The sequence below is a fragment of the Hydrogenovibrio marinus genome (assembly GCF_013340845.1).
GTDB lineage: Bacteria > Pseudomonadota > Gammaproteobacteria > Thiomicrospirales > Thiomicrospiraceae > Hydrogenovibrio > Hydrogenovibrio marinus.
Genome location: NZ_AP020335.1, coordinates 1,888,626 through 1,909,574, shown reverse-complemented (window position 1 = coordinate 1,909,574; position 20,949 = coordinate 1,888,626). Strand labels below are relative to the sequence as shown.

Genomic DNA, 20,949 nt, shown 5'->3' with positions numbered 1-20,949 from the left:
ATTAGAGGATGATTTTACCGTTTTAAAGGTTTTTTTGCAGTTTTGACGGAATTTGATTTTGTCGAAGCTGTCAAAAAAATGCAAAAAAAGGTATCCTAGTCAAACTTGAGTTGTTTCGCCTTTTTTGATGGCGGGGGATTCGAACTCAGATGTATTAAAACCTAAAGGAGCCTCTTTCATGAGTGATCGTTCTCAATTATTTAGTTTGGTTTCAGAGGTGGGCGAAGCCTTGAAAAACCATGAAAAAATGATTGTGACTGCGGAGTCGTGTACCGGTGGATTGATTGCCGAAGCTTTGACTTCGATCGCAGGCAGTACAGCATGGTTCGATAGAGCCTATGTAACTTATAGTTATGAAGCGAAAAAAGAAATGCTGGGTGTCAAAGAAACGACCATCATGAAAAAAGGGGCTGTCAGCCAAGAGTGCGTGGAAGAAATGGTGCTAGGTGCATTACAACAGTCGCATGCCAAGGTGGCAGTTGCTTGTAGTGGTATTGCCGGACCTGGAGGCGGAACGCCAGATAAACCGGTAGGAACGGTTTGGATTTCTTGGGCGATACAAGGTCATGACAAACTGGTTTCAAAAGAATTTCATTTTGGCGGTGATCGCGATGCTGTGAGAAGCCAATGTACTGTAGAGGCTTTGAAAGGTGTTTTAGACCTTTTGAACGAATAATTTCTGCCCGCACTCAAGCGGGCGTAAACCTAATCTTTTCTTTCTTAAAACCCACTTTTTACGCTAAAAAGCAGAACATTTCTTTCTTGTTGATAACTGGGTCTGATTTTCTTTCAACACGGTTTAATGAGAAATACACAAAAAACCCCTGTTCACCTCAAAAATTAAGTGCTTAAATCCTTAAATTATGGGATAATTTTCGGCTAAAATTTGCGCTCGTTTTTGAAGGTTTTTCCCTCATGGGAACAGCGCCAATCTCCGAAATGCTAACCAATCAAAAGTAGGAAAAGTTCAATGGATGAAAACAAAAAGAAAGCTCTTGAAGCGGCCTTAGGTCAAATTGAAAAGCAATTTGGTAAAGGTTCAATCATGAGGATGGGCGATCAAAGCGTTGCTCGTGACATTGAAGCGATTTCAACCGGATCTTTGGGATTGGATATTGCATTGGGTATTGGCGGTTTGCCACGCGGTCGTATCGTCGAGATTTACGGTCCAGAGTCTTCTGGTAAGACAACATTGACGCTACACGTCATTGCAGAAATGCAAAAGACGGGTGGAACAGCGGCGTTTGTGGATGCCGAGCATGCGCTTGACCCTATCTATGCTGAAAAGTTGGGTGTAGATCTGGATAACCTATTGGTTTCTCAGCCGGATACCGGTGAACAGGCGTTGGAAATTACCGATTCATTGGTGCGTTCTGGTGCAGTTGATGTTGTGGTTGTTGACTCGGTCGCGGCTTTGACGCCTAAGGCGGAAATTGAAGGTGAGATGGGTGATTCCCATATGGGGCTACAGGCACGTTTGATGTCTCAGGCGTTGCGTAAGTTGACAGCAAATATCAAGCGTACGAATACCTTGGTTATTTTCATCAACCAGATTCGTATGAAAATCGGTGTGATGTTTGGTAACCCAGAAACCACGACGGGCGGTAACGCATTGAAGTTTTATTCTTCGGTTCGTTTGGATATCCGTCGAATCGGTGCCATCAAAAAAGGCGAAGAGATTTTAGGAAACGAGACGCGCGTCAAAGTTGTGAAAAACAAAGTGGCGCCTCCGTTTAAGCAGGTTGAGTTCGACATCTTGTATGGCGAAGGGATTTCTCGCGAAGGTGAAGTGATTGACCTTGGTGTAAAAGAGAAACTGATTGAGAAGGCCGGTGCTTGGTATAGCTACCAAGGTCAAAAAATCGGTCAAGGTAAGGATAACGTTCGTCAGTATTTGAAAGAGAATCCTGAGATCAACGAAACCTTACAAGCCCAAATTAAAGAAAAACTGATGCCGGCGAAGAAAGATGCGAAAGCGGCTGACGTTGAAGTAGATAGCGAAGCTTAAACCTTTTAATTGAGTTTCACTATCTTGTTTTCGCTTGAAACCGCCTCTGCCGAAGAGATTGACTTAGTCAAACAAATGGAGGCGAGGGCGGTTTACTTACTCGCCATGCGTGAGCATGGTTCCAAAGAGCTGAAGCGAAAACTCAAGGAAAAATTCCCCGAGACTGAAAATCGACCCAACCTGGTCGATTTTGTCATTCTGACTTGCCAAAAAAACGGTTGGCTGTCAGATGAGCGTTTTGTTGAGGTTAGTGTTCGGCAAGGGATTGAAAAAGGGCATGGTCCTTATAAAATTCGCCAGACCCTGCAGCAGCGTACCGACGCATCGGATTTGATAGAAACGTATTTGGAAATGGATGATTCCGATTGGGCTGAAATTGCTCAAGCCACTTTGGAAAAGAAATACGGCGACGCTATCAAGCCAAAAGAAATGAAGGAGCAAGCGCGTAGAATGCGCTTTCTACAAAGTCGTGGTTTTAGCCAATCGCAGATATGGAAAGCAATGCGATAACGAAACCGGCGACGAATACAAAATTTGAATTAATGAGTAAAACTCTAGGAAAGTAACTTTATGACCAGTGCAGAAATCAGAAAAGCGTTTTTAGACTTTTTTGTAAAGCAAGGCCATACCGCTGTGCATTCTAGCCCAGTCGTGCCGGCAAACGACCCGACCCTGCTGTTTACCAACGCAGGAATGGTTCAGTTTAAAGAAACCTTTTTGGGTCAAGAAACGCGTGATTACACTCGTGCGACCAGTGTTCAGCGTTGTATTCGTGCAGGCGGAAAGCATAACGACTTGGAAAATGTCGGTTATACCGCTCGTCACCATACTTTCTTTGAGATGCTTGGGAACTTCAGTTTTGGAGACTATTTCAAACGTGAAGCGATTCAGTACGCTTGGAAGTTTTTGACTGAAGAATTGAATCTGCCGGAAGACAAGCTTTGGGTAACGGTCTTTGAAGAAGATAAAGAAGCCGAAGATATCTGGTTGAAAGAAATGGGCATTGATGCGACGCGTTTTTCACGTTGTGGCGCTAAAGACAACTTCTGGTCGATGGGTGATACAGGGCCTTGCGGACCTTGTAGTGAGATTTTCTACGATCATGGCGAAAGCGTTGCCGGTGGTCCTCCAGGATCGCCAGATGAAGACGGCGATCGTTATATCGAAATCTGGAACTTGGTATTCATGCAGTTTGATCGTTCTGCAGACGGCACGTTGACACCATTGCCGAAGCCTTCTGTTGATACCGGAATGGGCTTGGAGCGTTTGGCAGCAGTTATGCAAAAAGAGCATAACAACTATGATATCGACCTATTCAAAGCTATTGTTCAAAAAGCGTCTGAACTGACAGGTGAAAAAAACCTAACCAACAGTTCTTTGCGCGTTATTGCAGACCATATTCGTTCGTGTTCGTTCATGATTGTTGATGGCGTACTGCCTTCAAATGAAGGGCGCGGATATGTGTTGAGACGTATTATCCGTCGTGCGATTCGTCATGGTTACAAGCTAGGGCAAACACAAGCTTTCTTCCATAAGCTGGTACCTGTATTGGTTGAGCAAATGGGGGATGCTTATCCTGAGCTGGTGAAAGAGCAGGCAAATGTCGAAAGAGCGCTGAAGTTGGAAGAAGAGCGTTTTGCTGAAACCCTGGAAAACGGTATGAAGATTTTGGAAGAAGATATTGCTTCTTTACAATCTGACGTTATTAGTGGGACGACGGCATTCAAGTTATATGACACCTATGGTTTTCCTTTGGATTTGACTGCTGACGTTGCGCGTGAACGTGGCTTAACAGTTGATGAAGTTGGTTTTGAGAGAGAGATGGAAGCTCAGCGTGAGCGTGCGCGTTCTGCCAGCAACTTCTCAGCGCAATCAAAAGGCAAAATTGATTTCAACGGTCAAACAAAATTCCTGGGTTATCACAAAGACGATGCTGACGGCGTGATTCAGGCAATCTTCGTAGGTGAAGCCTCTGTAGACTCTGCTGTTGAAGGTCAAGATGCAATTGTTATTTTGGATCAAACGCCTTTCTATGGCGAATCTGGTGGTCAGGCAGGTGATTCTGGAAGCCTGACGGAAGGCATGAACAGTTTCCATGTTGATGACTGTCAAAAACAAGGTGGTGCATTCCTTCATATTGGGCGTGTGACGGCTGGTCAGTTGAAAGTTGGACAGACACTTCATGCTCAGGTTGATGTCGCGGCACGTCGTGCTTCGGAGAAAAATCACTCGGCAACGCATTTGTTGCATGCAGCGCTAAGACAAATTTTGGGAACACATGTTCAGCAGAAAGGGTCTTTGGTTCAACCAGAAAGATTGCGTTTTGACTTTGCGCATTTTGAACCGATTTCTGCCGAGAAGTTGCTTGAGATTGAAAAGCTTGTTAATCACAACATCATGTTGAACACACCAGTTTGCACGGAAGAGATGAATATCGAAGCCGCTAAATCAAAAGGGGCGATGGCACTTTTCGGTGAGAAGTATGGTGACGTGGTTCGAGTAGTTGATATGGGAACCTTCTCAATTGAGCTTTGCGGTGGAACACACGTCAATTCCACGGGTCAAATCGGGCCTTTCCGTATTTTGTCTGAAACGGGTATTGCTTCCGGCGTGCGTCGTATTGAAGCGGTGACGGGTGAAGGTGCTTGGGACGCGATTTACAAAAACGAGCAGACGCTTCTCAATATCTCTGCGGCAGTGAAGTCTGACAAACAACAAGTTGAAAACAAGGTTCTTCAATTGGTTGCAGAGCAGCGCGAACAAGAAAAACTGATTAAACAATTACAATCCAAGCTGGCATCTTCCCAAGGAAGTGATTTGGCCAGCTCGGTTGTCAAAATGGGTGATGTTAGTGTCTTAGCCGCTAAGTTGGAAGGTGCAGACGTTAATACACTTCGTGAAACATTGGATTCGCTAAGAGATAAGCTGGAACCAGCCATTATTGTGTTGTCGGCGGTGATGGACGACAAGGTTACTCTGGTTGCGGGTGTCAGCAAGTCAATTACAAAAACATATAAAGCTGGAGAGCTAGTCAATCACGTTGCCTCACAAGTGGGTGGAAAAGGCGGCGGTCGTCCTGATATGGCTCAGGCTGGTGGGAATGATCCAAGCAAGCTTGATGAAGCCTTGGCTTCTGTTCAGGCTTGGGTGGAAAGTAAATAGGAAGCATAAAAACAGATGGCATTGATTGTCCAAAAATATGGCGGTACATCGGTTGGTAGCGTCGAAAGAATAAAAAATGTAGCGAATAAGGTCGCAAAATTCGTTGATGAAGGGCATCAGGTAGTGGTCGCGGTTTCTGCTATGAGTGGAGAAACTAACCGTTTGATGGCCTTGGCGAAGGAAATGCAAGACGAGCCTTCAAGAAGAGAGTTGGACGTCCTTTTGACGACTGGTGAGCAGGTTACGATTGCATTGCTGAGTATGGCGCTTCAGCAAAAAGGTTATGATGCGATTTCCTATACGGGATGGCAGGTGCCTATTCATACCAATAACGTCCACTTCAAAGCGCGTATTGAAGACATTGATGCCGACAAAATGATGGCACAGTTGAATCAAGGTAAGGTTGTGGTTGTTGCAGGCTTCCAAGGGGTAACGCCTGAGGGCGATATCACAACTTTAGGGCGTGGTGGTTCGGACACGACTGCCGTAGCTTTGGCAGCAGCCTTGAAAGCGGATGAGTGCCAGATCTATACGGATGTTGATGGTGTTTACACTACAGACCCGCGAGTGGTGCCTGAAGCGAAGCGCCTGGACGTCATTACCTATGACGAAATGCTGGAACTGGCTAGCTTAGGCGCGAAAGTTTTGCAAATTCGCTCAGTAGAGTTTGCTAGCAAATATAAAGTACCTTTGAGAGTATTGTCTTCGTTGCAAGATGGGGGCGGTACATTATTGATTTCAGAAGAAGATTTTGAGGGATTGGGAATGGAAAAACCATTGATTTCCGGTATTGCGTTCAGTCGTGATGAAGCTAAGTTAATGATTTTGGGTGTGCCGGATAAGCCTGGTGTGGCTTACAAAATTCTAGGGCCTATTTCTGATGCGAATATTGAAATTGATATGATCATCCAAAACCAAGGTATTGATGGCACGACGGACTTTACTTTTACAGTTGCCAGAAACGATTTGAACATGGCGAAGGATATCATCAAGAAGATTGCCAGTGAGCTTGGTGCACGCGAAACACTTTGTGATGACACAATCGTGAAGATCTCTATGGTAGGTGTTGGCATGAAGTCCCATTCAGGGATTGCGAGCACGATGTTCAAAACATTGGCTGACAACAATATCAACATTCAGATGATTGGTACGACTGAAATCAAGATTTCGGTCGTGATTGATGAGCAATATTTGGAAACGGCGGTTAAGGCGTTGCACCAAGCCTTTGAGTTAGATAAATAAAGTTTTCTCAACTTTATGAATGAAAAAAAGGCTCATTTATGAGCCTTTTTTTATGGACATTTTTCAACATAAGGTTGAAGATAAAATAGATTTGGGGTTTGATAAAATATATAATAAGTAGTTAATCTTATAAAAAAGGATTCCATTAATGTTAGTACTGACTCGAAGAGTGGGCGAAACCCTTATCATTGGCGACAATGTGAAACTAACAATTGTTGGCGTAAAAAGCGGGCAAGTTAGAGTTGGAATTGACGCACCTAAAGAGATTCAGATTCAACGTGAAGAGCTTCTTTTAAAGCAAGACAAAAATTCAGAAGATGCTTCTTCAAGCACAGATGAAAAATAGTTCAAAAATAAAAGATCAATTTCTCAAGAAACTTCACGATTGCGGTTTACAAAATTTCTAAGAAACGTTAATATACGCGCCATCGACGATGTCCTTGTCGATGGTAAATCTACATTCTATACGGTGAAATGGCCGAGAGGCTGAAGGCGCTCCCCTGCTAAGGGAGTATAGGGTTTATCCCCTATCGAGGGTTCGAATCCCTCTTTCACCGCCATTTTCTTCTTCATCTAGAATTTGTCTTTATATTTCTTTGCAATAATTTTAAGAATGGCTCCGTCAGATTCTTCAAAAATCCCTTTGTCGATAGCATTTTGTATTCGCTCTAGTTCCGGTTTATAAGTCATAGGGAGGAGGAGAGTATGATAGCTTCCTTGGTATACTCCTTCATTGTTTTGTGGTCGAGGTTGATCAATCCAGCCCACACCTTCGAATAACCATGCCCGAGACGTTTTTAATTTTTCCGCAATAAGGCTTCTTTTATTTTCTCTGGGCATATCTGAACCTTTAAGGTAACGTCGAGCCATTTCTTCCGAAACATTGATTAATTTCGCAAGCTCTTTATTTCTACCTTTCTTGGCGGGTGATAGTCCGTGTCTGTCGCAAGCAAGGTTTAACCTCTTGGCAAACTTAATGTATAAATTTTCAACCATAAGTTGTATTTTCCACAAAAATGCACAACTTTCTATTGTTTACATGGGCAATTTAAAGTTGCATAATGAATTTTCAATTTAATTTGTGAGGTTATTTAGGGAAAATGAATCAAGTCAATGTTGAGCAAATTATTGAAGCGGCAGGAGGTGTTTCAGCCGTATCCGAGCGCTTGGCTATTAGTTACGAAGCTGTCAGAAAATGGGTTGTAAAAAACCGTATTCCAGCAGAAAGAGTGATGGTTATTTCAATCATGACTAATGAGCAATATTCCCCGGAAAGCATTCGACCAGATGTGTTTTTAAAAAGCTTTTTACTGGGAACAGCCTGATTGATAATCCGTCTACGCACGTCAACAATTCAAGATTATAAGCAGGGAACGACAGAATTTAAGTCAAATTTAACGGTGTATTTACATCATCTTTTATGGAAGAGAGAAAATGACGATAAAAGCAAAACTAATCCTATCTTTTACATTAATGATAGTGGTGTTACTCATTAGCGGTGTTACCTCTGTTATTCAATTCAATAGTATTAACGACTCCCAAAAAATCATCGCGGATGACCGCATACCAAAAATCATCGCAGTAGAGAAAATTATCATCAGGGAAACTCGAACCCAAATGAATATCCGCGAATATGCCGTGGAAACCGATCCGACGAAGCGCAAGGCTATCTTGGCAGAGATTAACGAAAATAGACAAGATAACCACAAGCTGAGAACTTACTTGGAACAATCCATAAAATCTGAGAAAGGTAAAGCGCTGTATGCAAGCTTTACTGTGGCAAACAATGCGTTGGTTAAAACCAATAATGAAATCATGTCCTTGCTTGATCAAGGAGAAAATAATGCAGCTACGAAAGTGCTGTTAAGTTCAGAAGCGCATGATAAACGAATGCACCAGAGAGTTACATTGCAAAACTTGGTGGATTATCAAAAGCATCTTTCAGATCAAAGTGTTCAGAAGGGTAAGGATATTGCGCATGACACCAAAACACTGATTTACACATTGTTGGTTCTCTCACTAATTTTGGGTGTTGGGGCAACCTGGTTTATCCTCCGTAGCGTGGTTAGACCATTGTATGGTATGAAGCAAGTCATGCAAGAAATTGTACGAACAGGAAACTTTAAACGACAAATTAATGTCACCAGCAAAGATGAGATAGGCGACACCCTTAAAGAGTTCAATGTTTTGTTAAGCGATGTTGAAAAATCAATTGATGAAATTGGAAAGGTTGTTGGCGCCTTGTCTGAAGGAGACTTCTCCATTCGGATGACTGGTAATTATGTTGGCAGCTTGGATTTTGTCAAGCAGGGCGTGAATAAGTCAGCTGACTCGGTTGCTATTACGATGAAAGAATTGGGAGCACTGATAAGAGCAATGTCTGAAGGACGCTTCAATGCGACCTTTGATGCTGACGTTCATGGTGAGTTCCGTAAAATTGCAGATGATGCTTTGAACAGTATTAGTACGTTGAATTTGATTATTTCAGAAATCAATGCGGTGATGAATAAGATGCAAAAAGGTCAATTTCAACATAGAGTTGGAATTGATGCACAAGGTGCGTTACGGGATTTAAAAAATGGTATCAACCATTCCATGGACGAGTTGGAAAGTGCCATTCAAGACATTACGCGAGTAATCGTAGCCCAATCCGAAGGGGATTTGACTCAAACGGTGACCAGTGAATACCATGGTGACCTACAAACGGTGACCAGTGCATTGAACCATACGTCACAAAAATTATCCGATATCGTTTCACAAGCGGTTCAAAGTGCCGATGTGGTTAATAATGCTGCACTTGAGGTTTCTCAGGGATCTATGGATTTGAGTCAGCGGGTTCAGGAGCAGGCGGCAGCTTTAGAGGAAACGAGTGCGACCATGGACGAGATGAATTCAGCGGTTCAGGCGAATACAGATAATGCATTGAATGCGACCAAAGAAAGCTCAGAAGTTCAACAAAAGGCGAGTGAAGGTAGCCAGGTGATGGGCCGGACGATAGAAGCCATGAAGGCGATAGAGGAATCAAGTCATAAGATTTCTGAAATTGTCACTTTGATTGATAGTATTGCCTTCCAGACGAATTTGCTGGCGCTGAATGCCGCGGTTGAAGCGGCAAGAGCTGGAGACCATGGTAGAGGGTTTGCAGTTGTCGCCGGTGAAGTGCGTTCTCTGGCACAAAAGTCGGCAGAAGCCGCTAAGGATATTAAAAACCTGATTGATGAAACCAGCCAAAGGGTTGAGCAGGGCTCTTCGTTAGCAACGAAATCTGGAGATATGTTGAGTGAAATTAACACGTCCATAGACAACATCACCCAGATGATTTCTCAGATTGCTCAAGCGTCATCTGAACAAGCCAATGGAGTGAGCCAGGTTCATATCGCGATTAGCCAGATTGACCAAGTGACACAACAAAATGCGGCGTTGGTAGAAGAGACCTCTGCAGCAGCAGAGAGTATGAGCGAACAGGCTCAGTCTTTAAGTAGAGATATGTCGTTCTTTAAAACCGGAAACCTTTTAGAAAACAAGCAAGAACCTGTGAAAAAATTGGGTTACTAGACAGAAAGGAATAGTTTTTTAGTAGATAGATTATTGTTGAGATAAAGCCGATGAAAGGACTCTTTCATCGGCTTTTTTATTTTAGAAATCGTAGATCATGGTGATCAGAGTTTCAGTATCTTCTTTAACTTTACCCGCAGCTGGCGCTGAATTGTAACGGTACTTGTATGACACCTTCATGTTAAGGTTGTCAGCAAGTTTAACTTTAAGGCCAGTGTTAGATTCAAAGTTGGCTTGTTTCTCACCATAGTATTCGGTAATTCCTTGGAAGAATCGAACGTTGGGATTGAAGCTATAGCCAAATTTACCGCTGAATTTTCCAATGAGTTGTTCAAAATCTCTTACGCCACTTTTAACCGTGTAGTTTTGGTTTTGGTAACCTAGACCGATTTCTCCACTTAGTTTGGCGGTGTCATTATCAATGAATTGATAACCCAGACCGGCGATATAGTAGCTGTTTAAATCAATATCTGAAAAACGGTCGCTTTCCCATCGGGTTTGGCCAAAGCCATAAGCCTTTTGATAGTCTGAAAAGAATAGGTTGCCTTGTAGGTCTCCGACATAACGTTCTTTTGTTCTTACACCGTTCTCAGATTTATTATTTGCTTCAACCAAGCTTTTGAGTTGATACATTTTTTGTAGATATTTCATTCGAATAGAAGTGTAGACTGAGCTAGAAGGGGTGTTACCTGTGCTGTTAGATACTCCTAACTCTCCTGAACCACTGGTCCCGTATTTTTTGGTGTCTGCGATTGCCGCAGTTGAAGCCATCATCAGGCCGATTAGAAGTGTGCGTTTTGCAGTAAATTTCACTTTTACTCCTTATTTGGATTTAGAGTTTTATTTTTAGTTTTCTGTTTTTGTCTCGGTGTGTAGATGCACATCCATTTGTGGATAAGGGATGCTGATACCGGCTTCATCAAAAGCCAGTTTGACCTTTTCGTTCATATCCCAGAGGACTGCCCAGTAATCGGATGAGTTTACCCATGGACGTACGATAAAGTTGATGCTCGAATCCCCGAGTTCGGAAAGAGCGATGGTAGGCTGAGGATCTTTTAAGATGCGCTCATCTTCTTGAACCAATTGTTCTAAAATTGATTTTGCCTTCTTGATGTCATCATCATACCCAATTCCAAAGGTCATATCTACCCGGCGCGTAGGTTTGGTAGAGAAGTTGGTGATGCTACCAGAGTAGATAGCACCGTTTGGCATAATCAATGTTTTGTTATCACCGGTGCGCAGTGTGGTGCTGAAAATACCAACGGCTTCTACGGTTCCGGTTTTGCCACTTATTTCAACAACATCCCCTACCTTAAAGTGCTTGAACACAAGCAATAGCACGCCGGCAGCGAAGTTTTGCAAGGAATTTTGCAACGCAAGACCAATGGCAAGACCGGCAGCACCAATCAAAGCGATTAAGGATGCGGTGTTGACGCCCAGTTGGCTTAGTGCCGCAATGATGATAAGAAGTAATAATAAGGTTTTTGAAACCGAGACAACGAAATTGGAAAGCATCGGGTCAACGGATGCTTTTTGCAGACCTTTCTTGAGCAGACGAATCAAAATATTTGTCAAACTTTTTCCGATAAAGAATATCAGGATGGCAAATAGGATATTACTACCCCATGGGATGATGATTGTGTTCCACAGTGTTTCGATATCAAGGTGTGCGATTAGGTTTTCGAATGTCATAGGTTATGAGCTCCAAAAGTGTTTAGTGGCCTTGTTTTGCGGCGTTATACTTATTTTACAATTTTATAAGGCGCTAATTGCTGTGGCAGTAGTGAGAAGTCGAATAAACGGATATCAGGGAGACCATTGACATAAGTAAACGGCATTTCTCCTTGGATTAGCGGGGTTAGGTAGTCAAGTGCCGCTTGAGTGATGTCCATGCCGTCCGGTGTCAGGAAGTGGTCAGGAACGGTTTTTTCTAGGTCTGCGACGGTCATTAAATCGACATTGGTAAAACGCCAGCTAAACGGCGATTCAGACGTTACTTCAATGATTGGCAGCACGCCATGCTCGCCGTTCATTGCTGCGATAACCGCAGATTTTCCGGCATCATAGGCCATTTGCCAGTCGGTTTTGGAAACGAAATGGCTGGCAGAACGCTGAAGGTAGTCAGGCGTAATACTGTGGGTTTTAACGCCCATCTCTTGAGCAACCATGTGAGACAAAGCGTCCGCCACTCCGCCAAGCTGAGTGTAATCTTGTAGGTGGGTATGCTCAATATTGGTGATGGAGACATAGTTGCCCTGTTCATCCTGCAAGCCTTCCGACACGACGCAAAGACAATAGCCTTTTTCGTCGAACAATTGCTGAACACGTGCTAGAAACTTTTGTTTGTTGAAAGCTCTTTCAGCTGGCAGAATCAGTAGGGGGATATCTGGAATGGCATTCTTGATTAACCCGCCTGCAATCGTAAGCCAGCCGGTATTTCTTCCCATGGATTCAAACGCCAGAAATTTGGTTGAAGTGTTGTGCATGGACTTAAGGTCCATATTGACTTCCAATAAACTGGAGGCAATGAATTTTGCGGCACTACCAAATCCGGGGCTGCAATGCGAAATATCCAAGTCGTTATCAATGGTTTTGGCAACGCCAATGCAGGTAACAGGGTGTCCTTGGCTGGTGCAATAATCCGCGACTTTCTGTGCGGTAACCATGGAACCGTTTCCACCGTTATAGAAGAAATAACCAATGTCATAGTGTTTGAAGACCGTCAGAACACGTTCGTATTGCTCAGGGTTGTCTTCCAGAGGGTCTAAGTCAAATCGGCAAGCTTCAAACGCTGCGCCCGGATGTGTTTTCAATTGTTTGATTTGTGATGCGTCCAACTGAGACATATCAACAAGACGCTCTTCCAGCACACCGACAATGCCGTTGATCGCTGCATATACGGTACCGAACCTTTCGGGATGGCTCTGAGCGGTTTCCAATACAGCAGCCGCGCTGGCGTTAATAACAGCCGTGATACCTCCGGCCTGAGCATAAAGAACATTTTTAGACATGGGATATTCTCATTTCTGAAAGGTTTGAATTTGTCATAAACTTAAGTGCCCATTGTTCACTTTCAGGCAGCTTTCAGTATGAAAGATTTTTTGCAGTGGCTGCTCGACCAGTAGGCGTCGCCATCCGACGAATTGGGGTGTTTGGGGATCGCGAATCAGTTCCAGTAGTTGGCTTTTTGCCGCCAGGTTGGGGAGCTGGATATTGTAGTTCAATGCGACTTGCTGGCAGAAAGCATGCGCCAAAGTCAGTAAAACTTCTTCCTGCGGTGTTGGGGGAGGAGGCGTATCTAGCTTTTCCGGCCAATATTCAGGGTGCGCAAATATCTCGTCAATAATGCTGATCCATTCGTCACCATAGCTTTTAACACTGGAAGCTTTGATATTAGGTACCTTGTAAAGTGCTTGCGCCGTTTTGGGTGGACGTTTAGCGATGGCAACAAGTGCATCATCCGACAATACCCAGCGCTTTGGCTCATTGTTCTTTTGGGCATATAGCTCTCGCCATTCAGCAAGTGCATAGCAAATCGCCATGTATTTAGGTTTTAGATGTCTGCCGGATTTAATTTTTTCGCCAGCCTTTTCGGGTTGGATTTGGTATAAATTAATGTCCAAAAGCGCGGCAAAGTCTTCGCTCAATACATCAAGCTGCTCAGGCGTTAATCGGCCGTAAATCTTTTCGTAGAGTGGGGCTAGGTAATAAACATCGTCAAACGCGTAAGCAAGCTGCTCTTCGCTTAATGGGCGTTGATTCCAGTTGGTTCGGGTTTGGTCTTTCGGGAGTTGGACGCCTAACTCCGCTTCGACAATTTTTGCCAGACCAACAAGGTCGCCATAGCCGAGAAAAACAGCGGCAATCTGTGTGTCGAAAATTGACTGGGGCAAGCGTCCTGCAACTTGATACAATACTTCCAAGTCTTGACGCGCCGAGTGAAATACTTTCAAAATGTCTGGGTTATCTAAAATTTTCCAGAGCGGTTCGAGGTCATCGATTGATAACGGGTCGATAATTGCGGCGGCGCCTAGGTTGGATTGTATCTGGATCAAGCTTAATTCAGGATAATAGGTATCCTTACGGACAAATTCCGTATCGATTGCAACCCATTCAGTTTGTTCGCAAAGCGAGTTGCAAAACTGGACGAGGTCGTTAGTTTGGGTAAGGTACTGATACTGCATACCTCGAAGTTTAAGGGCTTAGAGGGTGCAGGGCAAGATGATAAGGTCAGATAATTGAGAATAAAGAGGATTTAAGTGGCTGAGCGAAAACATCATATTCATATTCTAGGGATTGCCGGAACATTTATGGGCGGCATCGCTCAGCTTGCTAAAGAAAAAGGGTTTGAGGTTACAGGTTCGGATCATGCTATTTATCCGCCTATGAGTACTCAGCTAGAACAAGCCGGAATAGCGGTTTCCGCGTATGAGGAAGATGACTTCCTATCGAACCCTCCAGAAGAGGTGGTTATTGGTAATGCGTTGAGCCGTGGTCACCCGTTGGTGGAAGATGTTCTTAATCGTCAGCAGCGTTATACTTCTGGGCCGCAATGGTTGGCGGAAAATATCCTGCAAGACCGCTGGGTGGTTGCCGTTGCAGGTACGCATGGCAAAACCACAACCGCTTCCATGGTCGCCTGGATTTTAGAATATGTCAAATTGGAGCCTGGGTTCCTCATTGGTGGCGTACCGGAAAACTTTGGAAAATCTGCCAGGTTGGGGGCGTCTCCTTTCTTTGTGGTTGAAGCAGATGAGTATGACACCGCATTTTTCGACAAACGCTCCAAGTTTGTACACTATCATCCAAGAACCTGTGTGATGAACAACTTGGAGTTTGATCACGCCGATATCTTTGAGGATTTGGAAGCCATTCAGAAACAGTTCCATCATTTGGTTCGTACGGTCCCGGGAAATGGGTTGATCGTGATGCCAAATGATGATGGTAATCTTCAAGCAGTATTGGAGAAAGGCTGCTGGACGCCTAAAGAAACGCAGGGTTCAGCCGATACCTTTAGTGATTGGTCTTTCAAGCTGCTGGCTGAAGACGGCTCTAAATTTGAGGTATTGGTCGATGGTAAATCTCAAGGAGAAGTGCTTTGGCCAATGACCGGGCTGCATTCCGTCAGAAATGGTTTGAGTGCAATTGCCGCAGCCAGGCACTGTGGTGTACCGGTGGCGATAGCCATCGATGGTCTTTGTCATTTTAAAGGCGTTAAACGCAGAATGACCAAAGTCGGTGAAGCGAATGATATTGTGATTTATGACGACTTTGCACACCATCCGACGGCAATCAAGACCACCTTGCAGGGACTGAGAGCACAGAAAAATCTTGCGTCTACAGAAGACAAATCTTCCGCAGGGCGTATAATTGCCGTGTTTGAACCAAGATCAAATACTATGAGAATGGGCGTGCATAGACAAACTTTGCCTAAGGCGTTTGTCGACGCTGATCAAGTTTTTGCTTTCATCGATCCGAGCTGGCAGTGGGAGTTGCCTACTGAGTCATTCGAAAGTCCAGTTTTTGTATATGATAGCTACGATGCGCTTTTAACCGGGTTGTTGGAAAGTTTACAACCATTTGATAGAGTGGTTATCATGTCAAACGGTAGCTTTGGGAATATTCATCAAAAGCTGTTGTCATCATTACAAGCAAAATAAATATGCGACTGCCTGGAAGGCAGAGCATCGAAGTTATTGGGTATAACCGTGATTAAGGAAAACATACATGAATGAACACGTGACGGCCAGAAAGGTTCTGGAGTACCTGACAAAAGAAGATATTAAGCCGACTCCCGTTACGTTGAGCATTTGGTATTTGTATTTCCGTGGTAGCAATAAGAACTTTATTTCTCGAATGAAATCTTTGTTATCGACCGGCCAGCCGATTTCCGATGAATCCTATCAGAAGCTTTATGAGACTTATGTATTAAAGTCCTATTTCAAAGAATCTTTGGGGATTAACCGCACCACCACGCAGATCATTGAGCGTGCAAATGACTTGAAGGCTCGTATCAGTGAGTTCGTAGACTCTATCCGCGAGCACCAATCTTCTATTGGTGATATGCGCAACAGCCTGTCGATTGCCGAGACCAAAGATGCGATTGAGATCATCTTGTCTGAAGCCATGTTGCAACTCAAGCAAGTTGAAACCGAGTCAGTCGATACGACGCTTAAAATGGAAAAGGGTACGCAACACCTAACGCAAGCCAATCAAGAGATTGTGGAAATTGAGCAGGCGATGAATCGAGACTTCCTGACAGGATTGCCAGATTACGGCTACTTCCAGAAAACCCTATCTCAAATGTTGACGGATTCGCTTTCAGGTGTGGTGACCAAACGTTATTTCATCGTGTTCGATATCCAGCAGCTTGAGGCCTACAACAAGAAATTGTCTTGGTTGGTGGGTGACAGTATTATTCGCTTGATGGTGAAGATGATTCAGGATTTGACCGAGAAGTCTTGGCCGGTAATGAGGCTTCAGGATGATGAAATCGCTGTATTGCCGCCGGAAACTTTCCCAATTCATGAAATTCCTGCCTACATTCAAGAAATACAGAATGCGGTCAGTTCTAAAAAGCTGAAAGTCAAAAATCGTGATGAAGATATTCAGAACGTCACGCTAAACGCCGCCATTATCAAAGTGTTGGTTTACGATGATACCAATACGATAGAGCAGAAAATACAGCATGCACTGCAGCTGATTAAAAATGATGGCAATGGCAAGCGCTCATCGTTGGTGAAGATAGACGACTAAGTATGTGGGCGCTGTTAGAAGTCGGCATTATTCTGTTTATCGTCCTACTTATCGTATGGGCGATATTCAGTAAACCAAAATCTTAAATTACAGCCTGACTCACTGACCTTCGGTCAGCTCAAACTCCTTGATGCTCAATGGTTTATTGGCACGATAAAAAGCAATCAAAGCTTCCGACCATAGTCGAGCGTCTGATGGTAATCCTTGATGCAAATATTGTAAAACCTGTTCCCTGACTTTCTCTTTAAAGTCAGCAGAGACGCCGGCTGCTCCGTTTAAATTGTCAGCGCTGAATACAAAGTTGAAGCCGGCAGAGGCTGAAAAAATCCACTCTAATGCTTGAGGTTTCACCTCAACTGATTCGAACAATCGCTGCTGTTCTTCCGTTCTGCCATCCGGTTGATACCAGTAACCGAAGTCTTCCAGTTGCCTTCTTTCCTTGCCTGCGACACACCAATGAGCGATTTCATGTAAAGCCGAGGCGAAGAAACCGTGCGCAAAAATGATTCTATGGCGGGGGTGTTGAGCATCCGCCGGGCGATAAATGGGTTCGGGTTCGCAGCATACCAATTCAGTGTTGTGTAGTGGAATAAAACGCGTGTTGAACAGCGTGATCAAGTCATCAATATGGTGGCGAGTGTGCATTTGATACGGTGTTAGAGGATGGTGGTTGAGTAGAATAAATCAGAAAATCTGCCAGGTTGGGGCGGCTTTTGCGCTCCCCAACCTGGTAGTTTTTATAGTGTTTTCATCACGCGACGTGCAGCAGCAATGGTGTTGTCGATGTCTGCATCAGTGTGTACAGAAGACACAAAGCCGGCTTCGAACGCTGAAGGGGCTAGGTAAACACCTTCATCCAACATACCGTGATAGAACTTCTTGAAACGTTCCATGTCGCCTTGAGCCACTTGGGCGAAGCGGCGGATGTTTTTCTCTGTGCTAAAGAAGTAGCCGAACATCGCACCTACTTGATTGGTTGTGAAGGCAATACCTGCTTCATCAGCGGCATTTTGTAGTCCTTCTACCAGCTTAGTCGTTTTGGATTCTAATGCTTCGAAGAAACCGGCTTTGCCAATCAACTCCAACGTTTTTAGACCCGCTGCCATTGCAATCGGGTTACCGGAAAGCGTACCCGCTTGGTAGACAGGTCCTAGCGGTGCGATTTTTTCCATGATTTCGCGTTTACCACCGAAAGCACCTACTGGCATACCGCCACCGATGACTTTGCCGAAAGTGGTTAGGTCTGGGGTGATGCCGAAGCGACCTTGTGCGCCAGACAAACCGACTCGGAAACCACACATGACTTCATCAAAGATCAGTACGGCACCGTATTGATCACAGACTTCACGTAGTGTTTCCAAAAAGCCTTCTTCCGGTGGAATACAGTTCATGTTGCCAGCAACCGGCTCAACGATAATGCAAGCGATCTGCTCGCCGATTTCCGAGAAGACTTTACGGACTTCATCCGCATCATTGTGCGTTAGCGTCAGAGTCTCTTCCGCCAAGGCAGCAGGGACACCTGGAGAAGAAGGTACGCCCAACGTCAATGCGCCAGATCCCGCTTTAACCAGCAAGGAATCCGAGTGACCGTGGTAACAGCCTTCAAATTTAACGATCTTGTCTCTGCCGGTATAACCACGCGCCAAACGAATCGCCGTCATGGTCGCTTCGGTTCCCGAGCTCACCATACGAACCATGTCCATTGAAGGAATGAGTTCACAAACCAAATCTGCCATGGTGGTTTCGATTTCAGTTGGCGCGCCGAAGCTTAAACCAAGCTCAGCTTGCTCTTGAACAACTTTAATCACCTCAGGATGAGCATGACCAAGAATCGCAGGACCCCAGGAAGCAACATAGTCGATATAAGTCTTATCATCGGCGTCGGTTAGGTAAGCGCCTTTTGCCGACTTGAAAAAGACAGGATCACCGCCAACACCTTTGAAAGCTCTTACTGGGGAGTTTACGCCACCAGGAATGTGTTTTTGTGCGGCAATGAATAAATCGTGTGAATGAGACATGTTGCTTCCTTAGTTGTCCGTCTTAATTATTTTGTGAGACCTTATAGATCCGGCGTCATTTCTGCCAGTTTTTTATTGACGATAGCATAATCAATTTCGCCGACCTTTTGGTAAACGATATTGCCATTTGGCGCAATCAAAAAGCTGGTAGGGGTGAGCATAACGCCACCAAAGGCTTTTGCCATAGAACCTGTTTTGTCCATGATGTAAGTGAAGGGATAGCTGTGATTTGCCATGAATTTTTTCACTTGGTCTTCAGGGTCGTAGTCCATAGACACGGCAACTAACTCGAATTTGTCACCGAATTTTTTCTTCATGTCTGCCAAGTGCGGCATCTCGGCAACACAGCCCGGACAAGTCGTTGCCCAGAAATTTACCAAAACCGGTTTCATCGGTTTGCTGAGGTTCAGTGTCTGATTGCTTGCGGTTTTGACTTGAATATCAGGTGCTTGACCATTGCCGGAAAAAACGGTGACATAAATCAGCGCAGCCAATAAAACGACGACGAGTAGGCTAAAAAGTTTACTTCCAAGTGAATTCATCTTGCGTTGCTCTCTACAAAGTAAGAATAAAAAAGGAGAAAATTTTCTCCTTCTTTAGTGCTATAAGCTAAGTGATTAAAACCTTAGTGTATAAGCTTTTTAATCAAGGCTGTAGTGCTTGAGGCTAATTTCAATTATGCTTCAATAACTTCCACACCATTTGCCGTGCCGCACAAGAAAACATCCGCTTTTCTAGCAGCAAATAGACCGTTGGTAACCACGCCGACAATGCCGTTCAGCTCGTTTTCCATTGCGACTGGGTCAACGATTTGTAAGCCGTGAACGTCCAAAATAACGTTACCGTTATCGGTGATGAATCCATCACGTAGTACAGGCTCGCCGCCGAAACGTTTAACGATTTCACGTGCAACGTAGCTACGTGCCATAGGAATGACTTCAATCGGAAGAGGGAATTTACCTAGGATGTCGACTTTCTTGCTGTCGTCAGCAATACAAACGAATTTATCAGCAACCGCTAGGACGATTTTCTCACGCGTCAAAGCGCCGCCGCCGCCTTTAACTAGGTGTAGACCTGGATCAGCTTCATCGGCACCGTCAATGTAAACAGAAATTTCAGAAACCGAGTTTAAGTCAAATACTGGAATACCATGTCCTTTTAGGCGCTCTGCAGAAGCTTCTGAGCTAGCAACAGTACCCTCGATTTGACCTTTAATTTTAGCCAATTCATCAATGAAGAAGTTAGCTGTTGAACCTGTACCAACACCGATAATTGTTCCTGGCACAACGTGTTCAATCGCTGCTTTTGCAACCTGTTGTTTTAATTCATCTTGTGTCATATTTTTGTTCTCGATTGTGTGAGCGGAGAGCTCGGTTAGAAATAATTGGCGTTATTTTAATCAGTCTTGGCTGGTTTATCCAGTAAAACGGATCTTGGCAGGAAAATACAAAGGAAGAAAAAGCTGGGATGTGGTTGGAAAACCTCCTTATTCCTGACAGGGAGAAGAGGAGGTTGATGGGATATTTATTTTTGAGGTTCCATGCCAGGGTGCATCGGACGTCCGCCCGGTGCTTCGAAAACTACTGGCGGCCCTTGCACTTTTGGCGCTTTTTCGATGAGTTTTGGTGGCATCTCACCGGGTTTACGCTCATATTTTTTCATAACCATACCCACTTGCGTGACGTAGTAATGTTTAGGGTAAACGTGAACGACTTTAAAAACCATCGGTCTTAGCCATACGCCTTCTTCTTGTAGAGGTTTGCCAAGTATCATGTACATGCCACAAGTGGTATTGCCTGGTTCGACCAGTTTTTTCTTAAGGTTTTCGTGATCTTTTTCACTGAGTTGAGTACGTTTATCCAACTCTGCCATCACAGCTTTCTTTTCCTTTTCCGTTTTTAGAGTGGAATAGGCAACACATAAGTCAATGTTACGTGCTTTGTCCAAAGGATAAATTGGGCGAGGTTTGTTTGTTGGAACTTTGCCTGCGTTTGGATCTGCCGCGGATGAAATCTGCGAAAAAGTCAACGTTAAGCCGCCAAGCAATGACAGCGCAAGCATCTTGAAGAAATTTGTTTTTGCTAAATATTTCATAGGTTTTTTATCTGTTGTCTGTTTATTTTTAGACTGTGTAATATAGAGGATTGGTGTGTTTTTTCAAGCTAAAAAAATGAATACACCTTGGATATGTGCCGAGAGAGCGGCGTG

Annotated in this window: 20 protein-coding genes and 1 tRNA gene; 11 read left to right on the top strand and 10 right to left on the bottom strand. The window is 44.2% G+C overall.

Annotated features, from left to right (window positions below):
- Nucleotides 1-178: 178 nt before the first annotated feature.
- From HVMH_RS09105 to HVMH_RS09075, 7 genes are all read left to right on the top strand, one after another.
- Nucleotides 179-676: a CinA family protein gene (locus tag HVMH_RS09105; RefSeq protein ID WP_029913060.1), complete on the top strand. Its 498-nt coding sequence runs from the start codon at nt 179-181 to the stop codon at nt 674-676.
- 294 nt (nt 677-970) lie between these two features.
- Nucleotides 971-2,008, top strand: coding sequence for a recombinase RecA (gene recA / locus HVMH_RS09100; protein WP_029913063.1), 1,038 nt, complete (start codon nt 971-973; stop codon nt 2,006-2,008).
- Between the two features lie 24 nt (nt 2,009-2,032).
- Nucleotides 2,033-2,518 carry a regulatory protein RecX gene (locus HVMH_RS09095; RefSeq protein WP_232087756.1) on the top strand — a complete coding sequence of 162 codons (486 nt, stop codon included), beginning with the start codon at nt 2,033-2,035 and terminating at the stop codon, nt 2,516-2,518.
- A gap of 60 nt (nt 2,519-2,578) precedes the next feature.
- Complete coding sequence (alaS, locus tag HVMH_RS09090) at nt 2,579-5,170, top strand: alanine--tRNA ligase (RefSeq protein ID WP_029913069.1); 2,592 nt, start codon at nt 2,579-2,581, stop codon at nt 5,168-5,170.
- A gap of 15 nt (nt 5,171-5,185) precedes the next feature.
- Nucleotides 5,186-6,412: an aspartate kinase gene (locus tag HVMH_RS09085; RefSeq protein ID WP_029913072.1), complete on the top strand. Its 1,227-nt coding sequence runs from the start codon at nt 5,186-5,188 to the stop codon at nt 6,410-6,412.
- A gap of 148 nt (nt 6,413-6,560) precedes the next feature.
- The gene (csrA, locus tag HVMH_RS09080) at nt 6,561-6,758 is read left to right on the top strand and encodes a carbon storage regulator CsrA (RefSeq protein ID WP_029913075.1); all 198 of its coding nucleotides are present in this window, start codon (nt 6,561-6,563) and stop codon (nt 6,756-6,758) included.
- Between the two features lie 122 nt (nt 6,759-6,880).
- A tRNA-Ser gene (locus HVMH_RS09075) sits at nt 6,881-6,972 on the top strand.
- 13 nt (nt 6,973-6,985) lie between these two features.
- On the opposite strand, the gene HVMH_RS09070 is transcribed toward HVMH_RS09075, so the two are convergent.
- Nucleotides 6,986-7,408 carry a helix-turn-helix domain-containing protein gene (locus HVMH_RS09070; protein ID WP_029913077.1) on the bottom strand — a complete coding sequence of 141 codons (423 nt, stop codon included), beginning with the start codon at nt 7,406-7,408 and terminating at the stop codon, nt 6,986-6,988.
- 104 nt (nt 7,409-7,512) lie between these two features.
- Between HVMH_RS09070 and HVMH_RS09065 the strand changes: the two genes are divergently transcribed.
- Together HVMH_RS09065 and HVMH_RS09060 are read left to right on the top strand one after the other, a co-directional pair.
- Nucleotides 7,513-7,737, top strand: a complete 225-nt coding sequence (locus HVMH_RS09065; protein ID WP_029913079.1) for a transcriptional regulator — start codon at nt 7,513-7,515, stop codon at nt 7,735-7,737.
- A 109-nt stretch (nt 7,738-7,846) separates the two neighbouring features.
- Nucleotides 7,847-9,967, top strand: a complete 2,121-nt coding sequence (locus HVMH_RS09060) for a HAMP domain-containing methyl-accepting chemotaxis protein (protein ID WP_051623149.1) — start codon at nt 7,847-7,849, stop codon at nt 9,965-9,967.
- An 81-nt stretch (nt 9,968-10,048) separates the two neighbouring features.
- Here the strand turns inward: HVMH_RS09060 and HVMH_RS09055 are convergent, their stop codons facing one another.
- The 4 genes from HVMH_RS09055 to rnd are packed head-to-tail and all read right to left on the bottom strand — an operon-like array spanning nt 10,049 to nt 14,151.
- Nucleotides 10,049-10,780, bottom strand: coding sequence for a DUF481 domain-containing protein (locus HVMH_RS09055; protein WP_232087755.1), 732 nt, complete (start codon nt 10,778-10,780; stop codon nt 10,049-10,051).
- A 33-nt stretch (nt 10,781-10,813) separates the two neighbouring features.
- Nucleotides 10,814-11,659 carry a mechanosensitive ion channel family protein gene (locus HVMH_RS09050; protein WP_029913097.1) on the bottom strand — a complete coding sequence of 282 codons (846 nt, stop codon included), beginning with the start codon at nt 11,657-11,659 and terminating at the stop codon, nt 10,814-10,816.
- A 50-nt stretch (nt 11,660-11,709) separates the two neighbouring features.
- Nucleotides 11,710-12,978 carry a 6-phosphofructokinase gene (locus HVMH_RS09045; protein ID WP_029913102.1) on the bottom strand — a complete coding sequence of 423 codons (1,269 nt, stop codon included), beginning with the start codon at nt 12,976-12,978 and terminating at the stop codon, nt 11,710-11,712.
- Between the two features lie 33 nt (nt 12,979-13,011).
- Nucleotides 13,012-14,151, bottom strand: a complete 1,140-nt coding sequence (gene rnd, locus HVMH_RS09040) for a ribonuclease D (RefSeq protein WP_029913104.1) — start codon at nt 14,149-14,151, stop codon at nt 13,012-13,014.
- A 75-nt stretch (nt 14,152-14,226) separates the two neighbouring features.
- Here rnd and mpl point away from each other — a divergent pair, with 75 nt between their 5' ends.
- On the top strand, nt 14,227-15,627 hold the full coding sequence (gene mpl, locus HVMH_RS09035; RefSeq protein ID WP_029913108.1) for a UDP-N-acetylmuramate:L-alanyl-gamma-D-glutamyl-meso-diaminopimelate ligase: 1,401 nt from the start codon (nt 14,227-14,229) through the stop codon (nt 15,625-15,627).
- A gap of 67 nt (nt 15,628-15,694) precedes the next feature.
- On the top strand, nt 15,695-16,723 hold the full coding sequence (locus tag HVMH_RS09030; protein WP_029913111.1) for a diguanylate cyclase domain-containing protein: 1,029 nt from the start codon (nt 15,695-15,697) through the stop codon (nt 16,721-16,723).
- Between the two features lie 99 nt (nt 16,724-16,822).
- Here the strand turns inward: HVMH_RS09030 and HVMH_RS09025 are convergent, their stop codons facing one another.
- The 5 genes from HVMH_RS09025 to HVMH_RS09005 form a co-directional block, all read right to left on the bottom strand.
- On the bottom strand, nt 16,823-17,368 hold the full coding sequence (locus tag HVMH_RS09025) for an elongation factor P hydroxylase (protein ID WP_029913114.1): 546 nt from the start codon (nt 17,366-17,368) through the stop codon (nt 16,823-16,825).
- A 92-nt stretch (nt 17,369-17,460) separates the two neighbouring features.
- Complete coding sequence (hemL, locus tag HVMH_RS09020; RefSeq protein ID WP_029913118.1) at nt 17,461-18,741, bottom strand: glutamate-1-semialdehyde 2,1-aminomutase; 1,281 nt, start codon at nt 18,739-18,741, stop codon at nt 17,461-17,463.
- A 41-nt stretch (nt 18,742-18,782) separates the two neighbouring features.
- Nucleotides 18,783-19,283: a peroxiredoxin family protein gene (locus HVMH_RS09015; RefSeq protein ID WP_029913121.1), complete on the bottom strand. Its 501-nt coding sequence runs from the start codon at nt 19,281-19,283 to the stop codon at nt 18,783-18,785.
- 134 nt (nt 19,284-19,417) lie between these two features.
- The gene (gene rpiA, locus HVMH_RS09010) at nt 19,418-20,080 is read right to left on the bottom strand and encodes a ribose-5-phosphate isomerase RpiA (protein ID WP_029913124.1); all 663 of its coding nucleotides are present in this window, start codon (nt 20,078-20,080) and stop codon (nt 19,418-19,420) included.
- A gap of 185 nt (nt 20,081-20,265) precedes the next feature.
- On the bottom strand, nt 20,266-20,835 hold the full coding sequence (locus HVMH_RS09005; RefSeq protein ID WP_051623150.1) for a hypothetical protein: 570 nt from the start codon (nt 20,833-20,835) through the stop codon (nt 20,266-20,268).
- Nucleotides 20,836-20,949 lie beyond the last annotated feature (114 nt).

Excerpts from the sequence above, each read along its gene's own strand:
- HVMH_RS09105 (WP_029913060.1), top strand. The coding sequence starts at position 179 with ATGAGTGATCGTTCTCAATTATTTAGTTTGGTTTCAGAGGTGGGCGAA.
- recA (WP_029913063.1), top strand. The coding sequence starts at position 971 with ATGGATGAAAACAAAAAGAAAGCTCTTGAAGCGGCCTTAGGTCAAATT.
- alaS (WP_029913069.1), top strand. The coding sequence starts at position 2,579 with ATGACCAGTGCAGAAATCAGAAAAGCGTTTTTAGACTTTTTTGTAAAG.
- HVMH_RS09085 (WP_029913072.1), top strand. The coding sequence starts at position 5,186 with ATGGCATTGATTGTCCAAAAATATGGCGGTACATCGGTTGGTAGCGTC.
- csrA (WP_029913075.1), top strand. The coding sequence starts at position 6,561 with ATGTTAGTACTGACTCGAAGAGTGGGCGAAACCCTTATCATTGGCGAC.
- HVMH_RS09070 (WP_029913077.1), bottom strand. The coding sequence starts at position 7,408 with ATGGTTGAAAATTTATACATTAAGTTTGCCAAGAGGTTAAACCTTGCT.
- HVMH_RS09065 (WP_029913079.1), top strand. The coding sequence starts at position 7,513 with ATGAATCAAGTCAATGTTGAGCAAATTATTGAAGCGGCAGGAGGTGTT.
- HVMH_RS09060 (WP_051623149.1), top strand. The coding sequence starts at position 7,847 with ATGACGATAAAAGCAAAACTAATCCTATCTTTTACATTAATGATAGTG.
- HVMH_RS09050 (WP_029913097.1), bottom strand. The coding sequence starts at position 11,659 with ATGACATTCGAAAACCTAATCGCACACCTTGATATCGAAACACTGTGG.
- HVMH_RS09045 (WP_029913102.1), bottom strand. The coding sequence starts at position 12,978 with ATGTCTAAAAATGTTCTTTATGCTCAGGCCGGAGGTATCACGGCTGTT.
- rnd (WP_029913104.1), bottom strand. The coding sequence starts at position 14,151 with ATGCAGTATCAGTACCTTACCCAAACTAACGACCTCGTCCAGTTTTGC.
- HVMH_RS09030 (WP_029913111.1), top strand. The coding sequence starts at position 15,695 with ATGAATGAACACGTGACGGCCAGAAAGGTTCTGGAGTACCTGACAAAA.
- HVMH_RS09025 (WP_029913114.1), bottom strand. The coding sequence starts at position 17,368 with ATGCACACTCGCCACCATATTGATGACTTGATCACGCTGTTCAACACG.
- hemL (WP_029913118.1), bottom strand. The coding sequence starts at position 18,741 with ATGTCTCATTCACACGATTTATTCATTGCCGCACAAAAACACATTCCT.
- HVMH_RS09015 (WP_029913121.1), bottom strand. The coding sequence starts at position 19,283 with ATGAATTCACTTGGAAGTAAACTTTTTAGCCTACTCGTCGTCGTTTTA.
- rpiA (WP_029913124.1), bottom strand. The coding sequence starts at position 20,080 with ATGACACAAGATGAATTAAAACAACAGGTTGCAAAAGCAGCGATTGAA.
- HVMH_RS09005 (WP_051623150.1), bottom strand. The coding sequence starts at position 20,835 with ATGAAATATTTAGCAAAAACAAATTTCTTCAAGATGCTTGCGCTGTCA.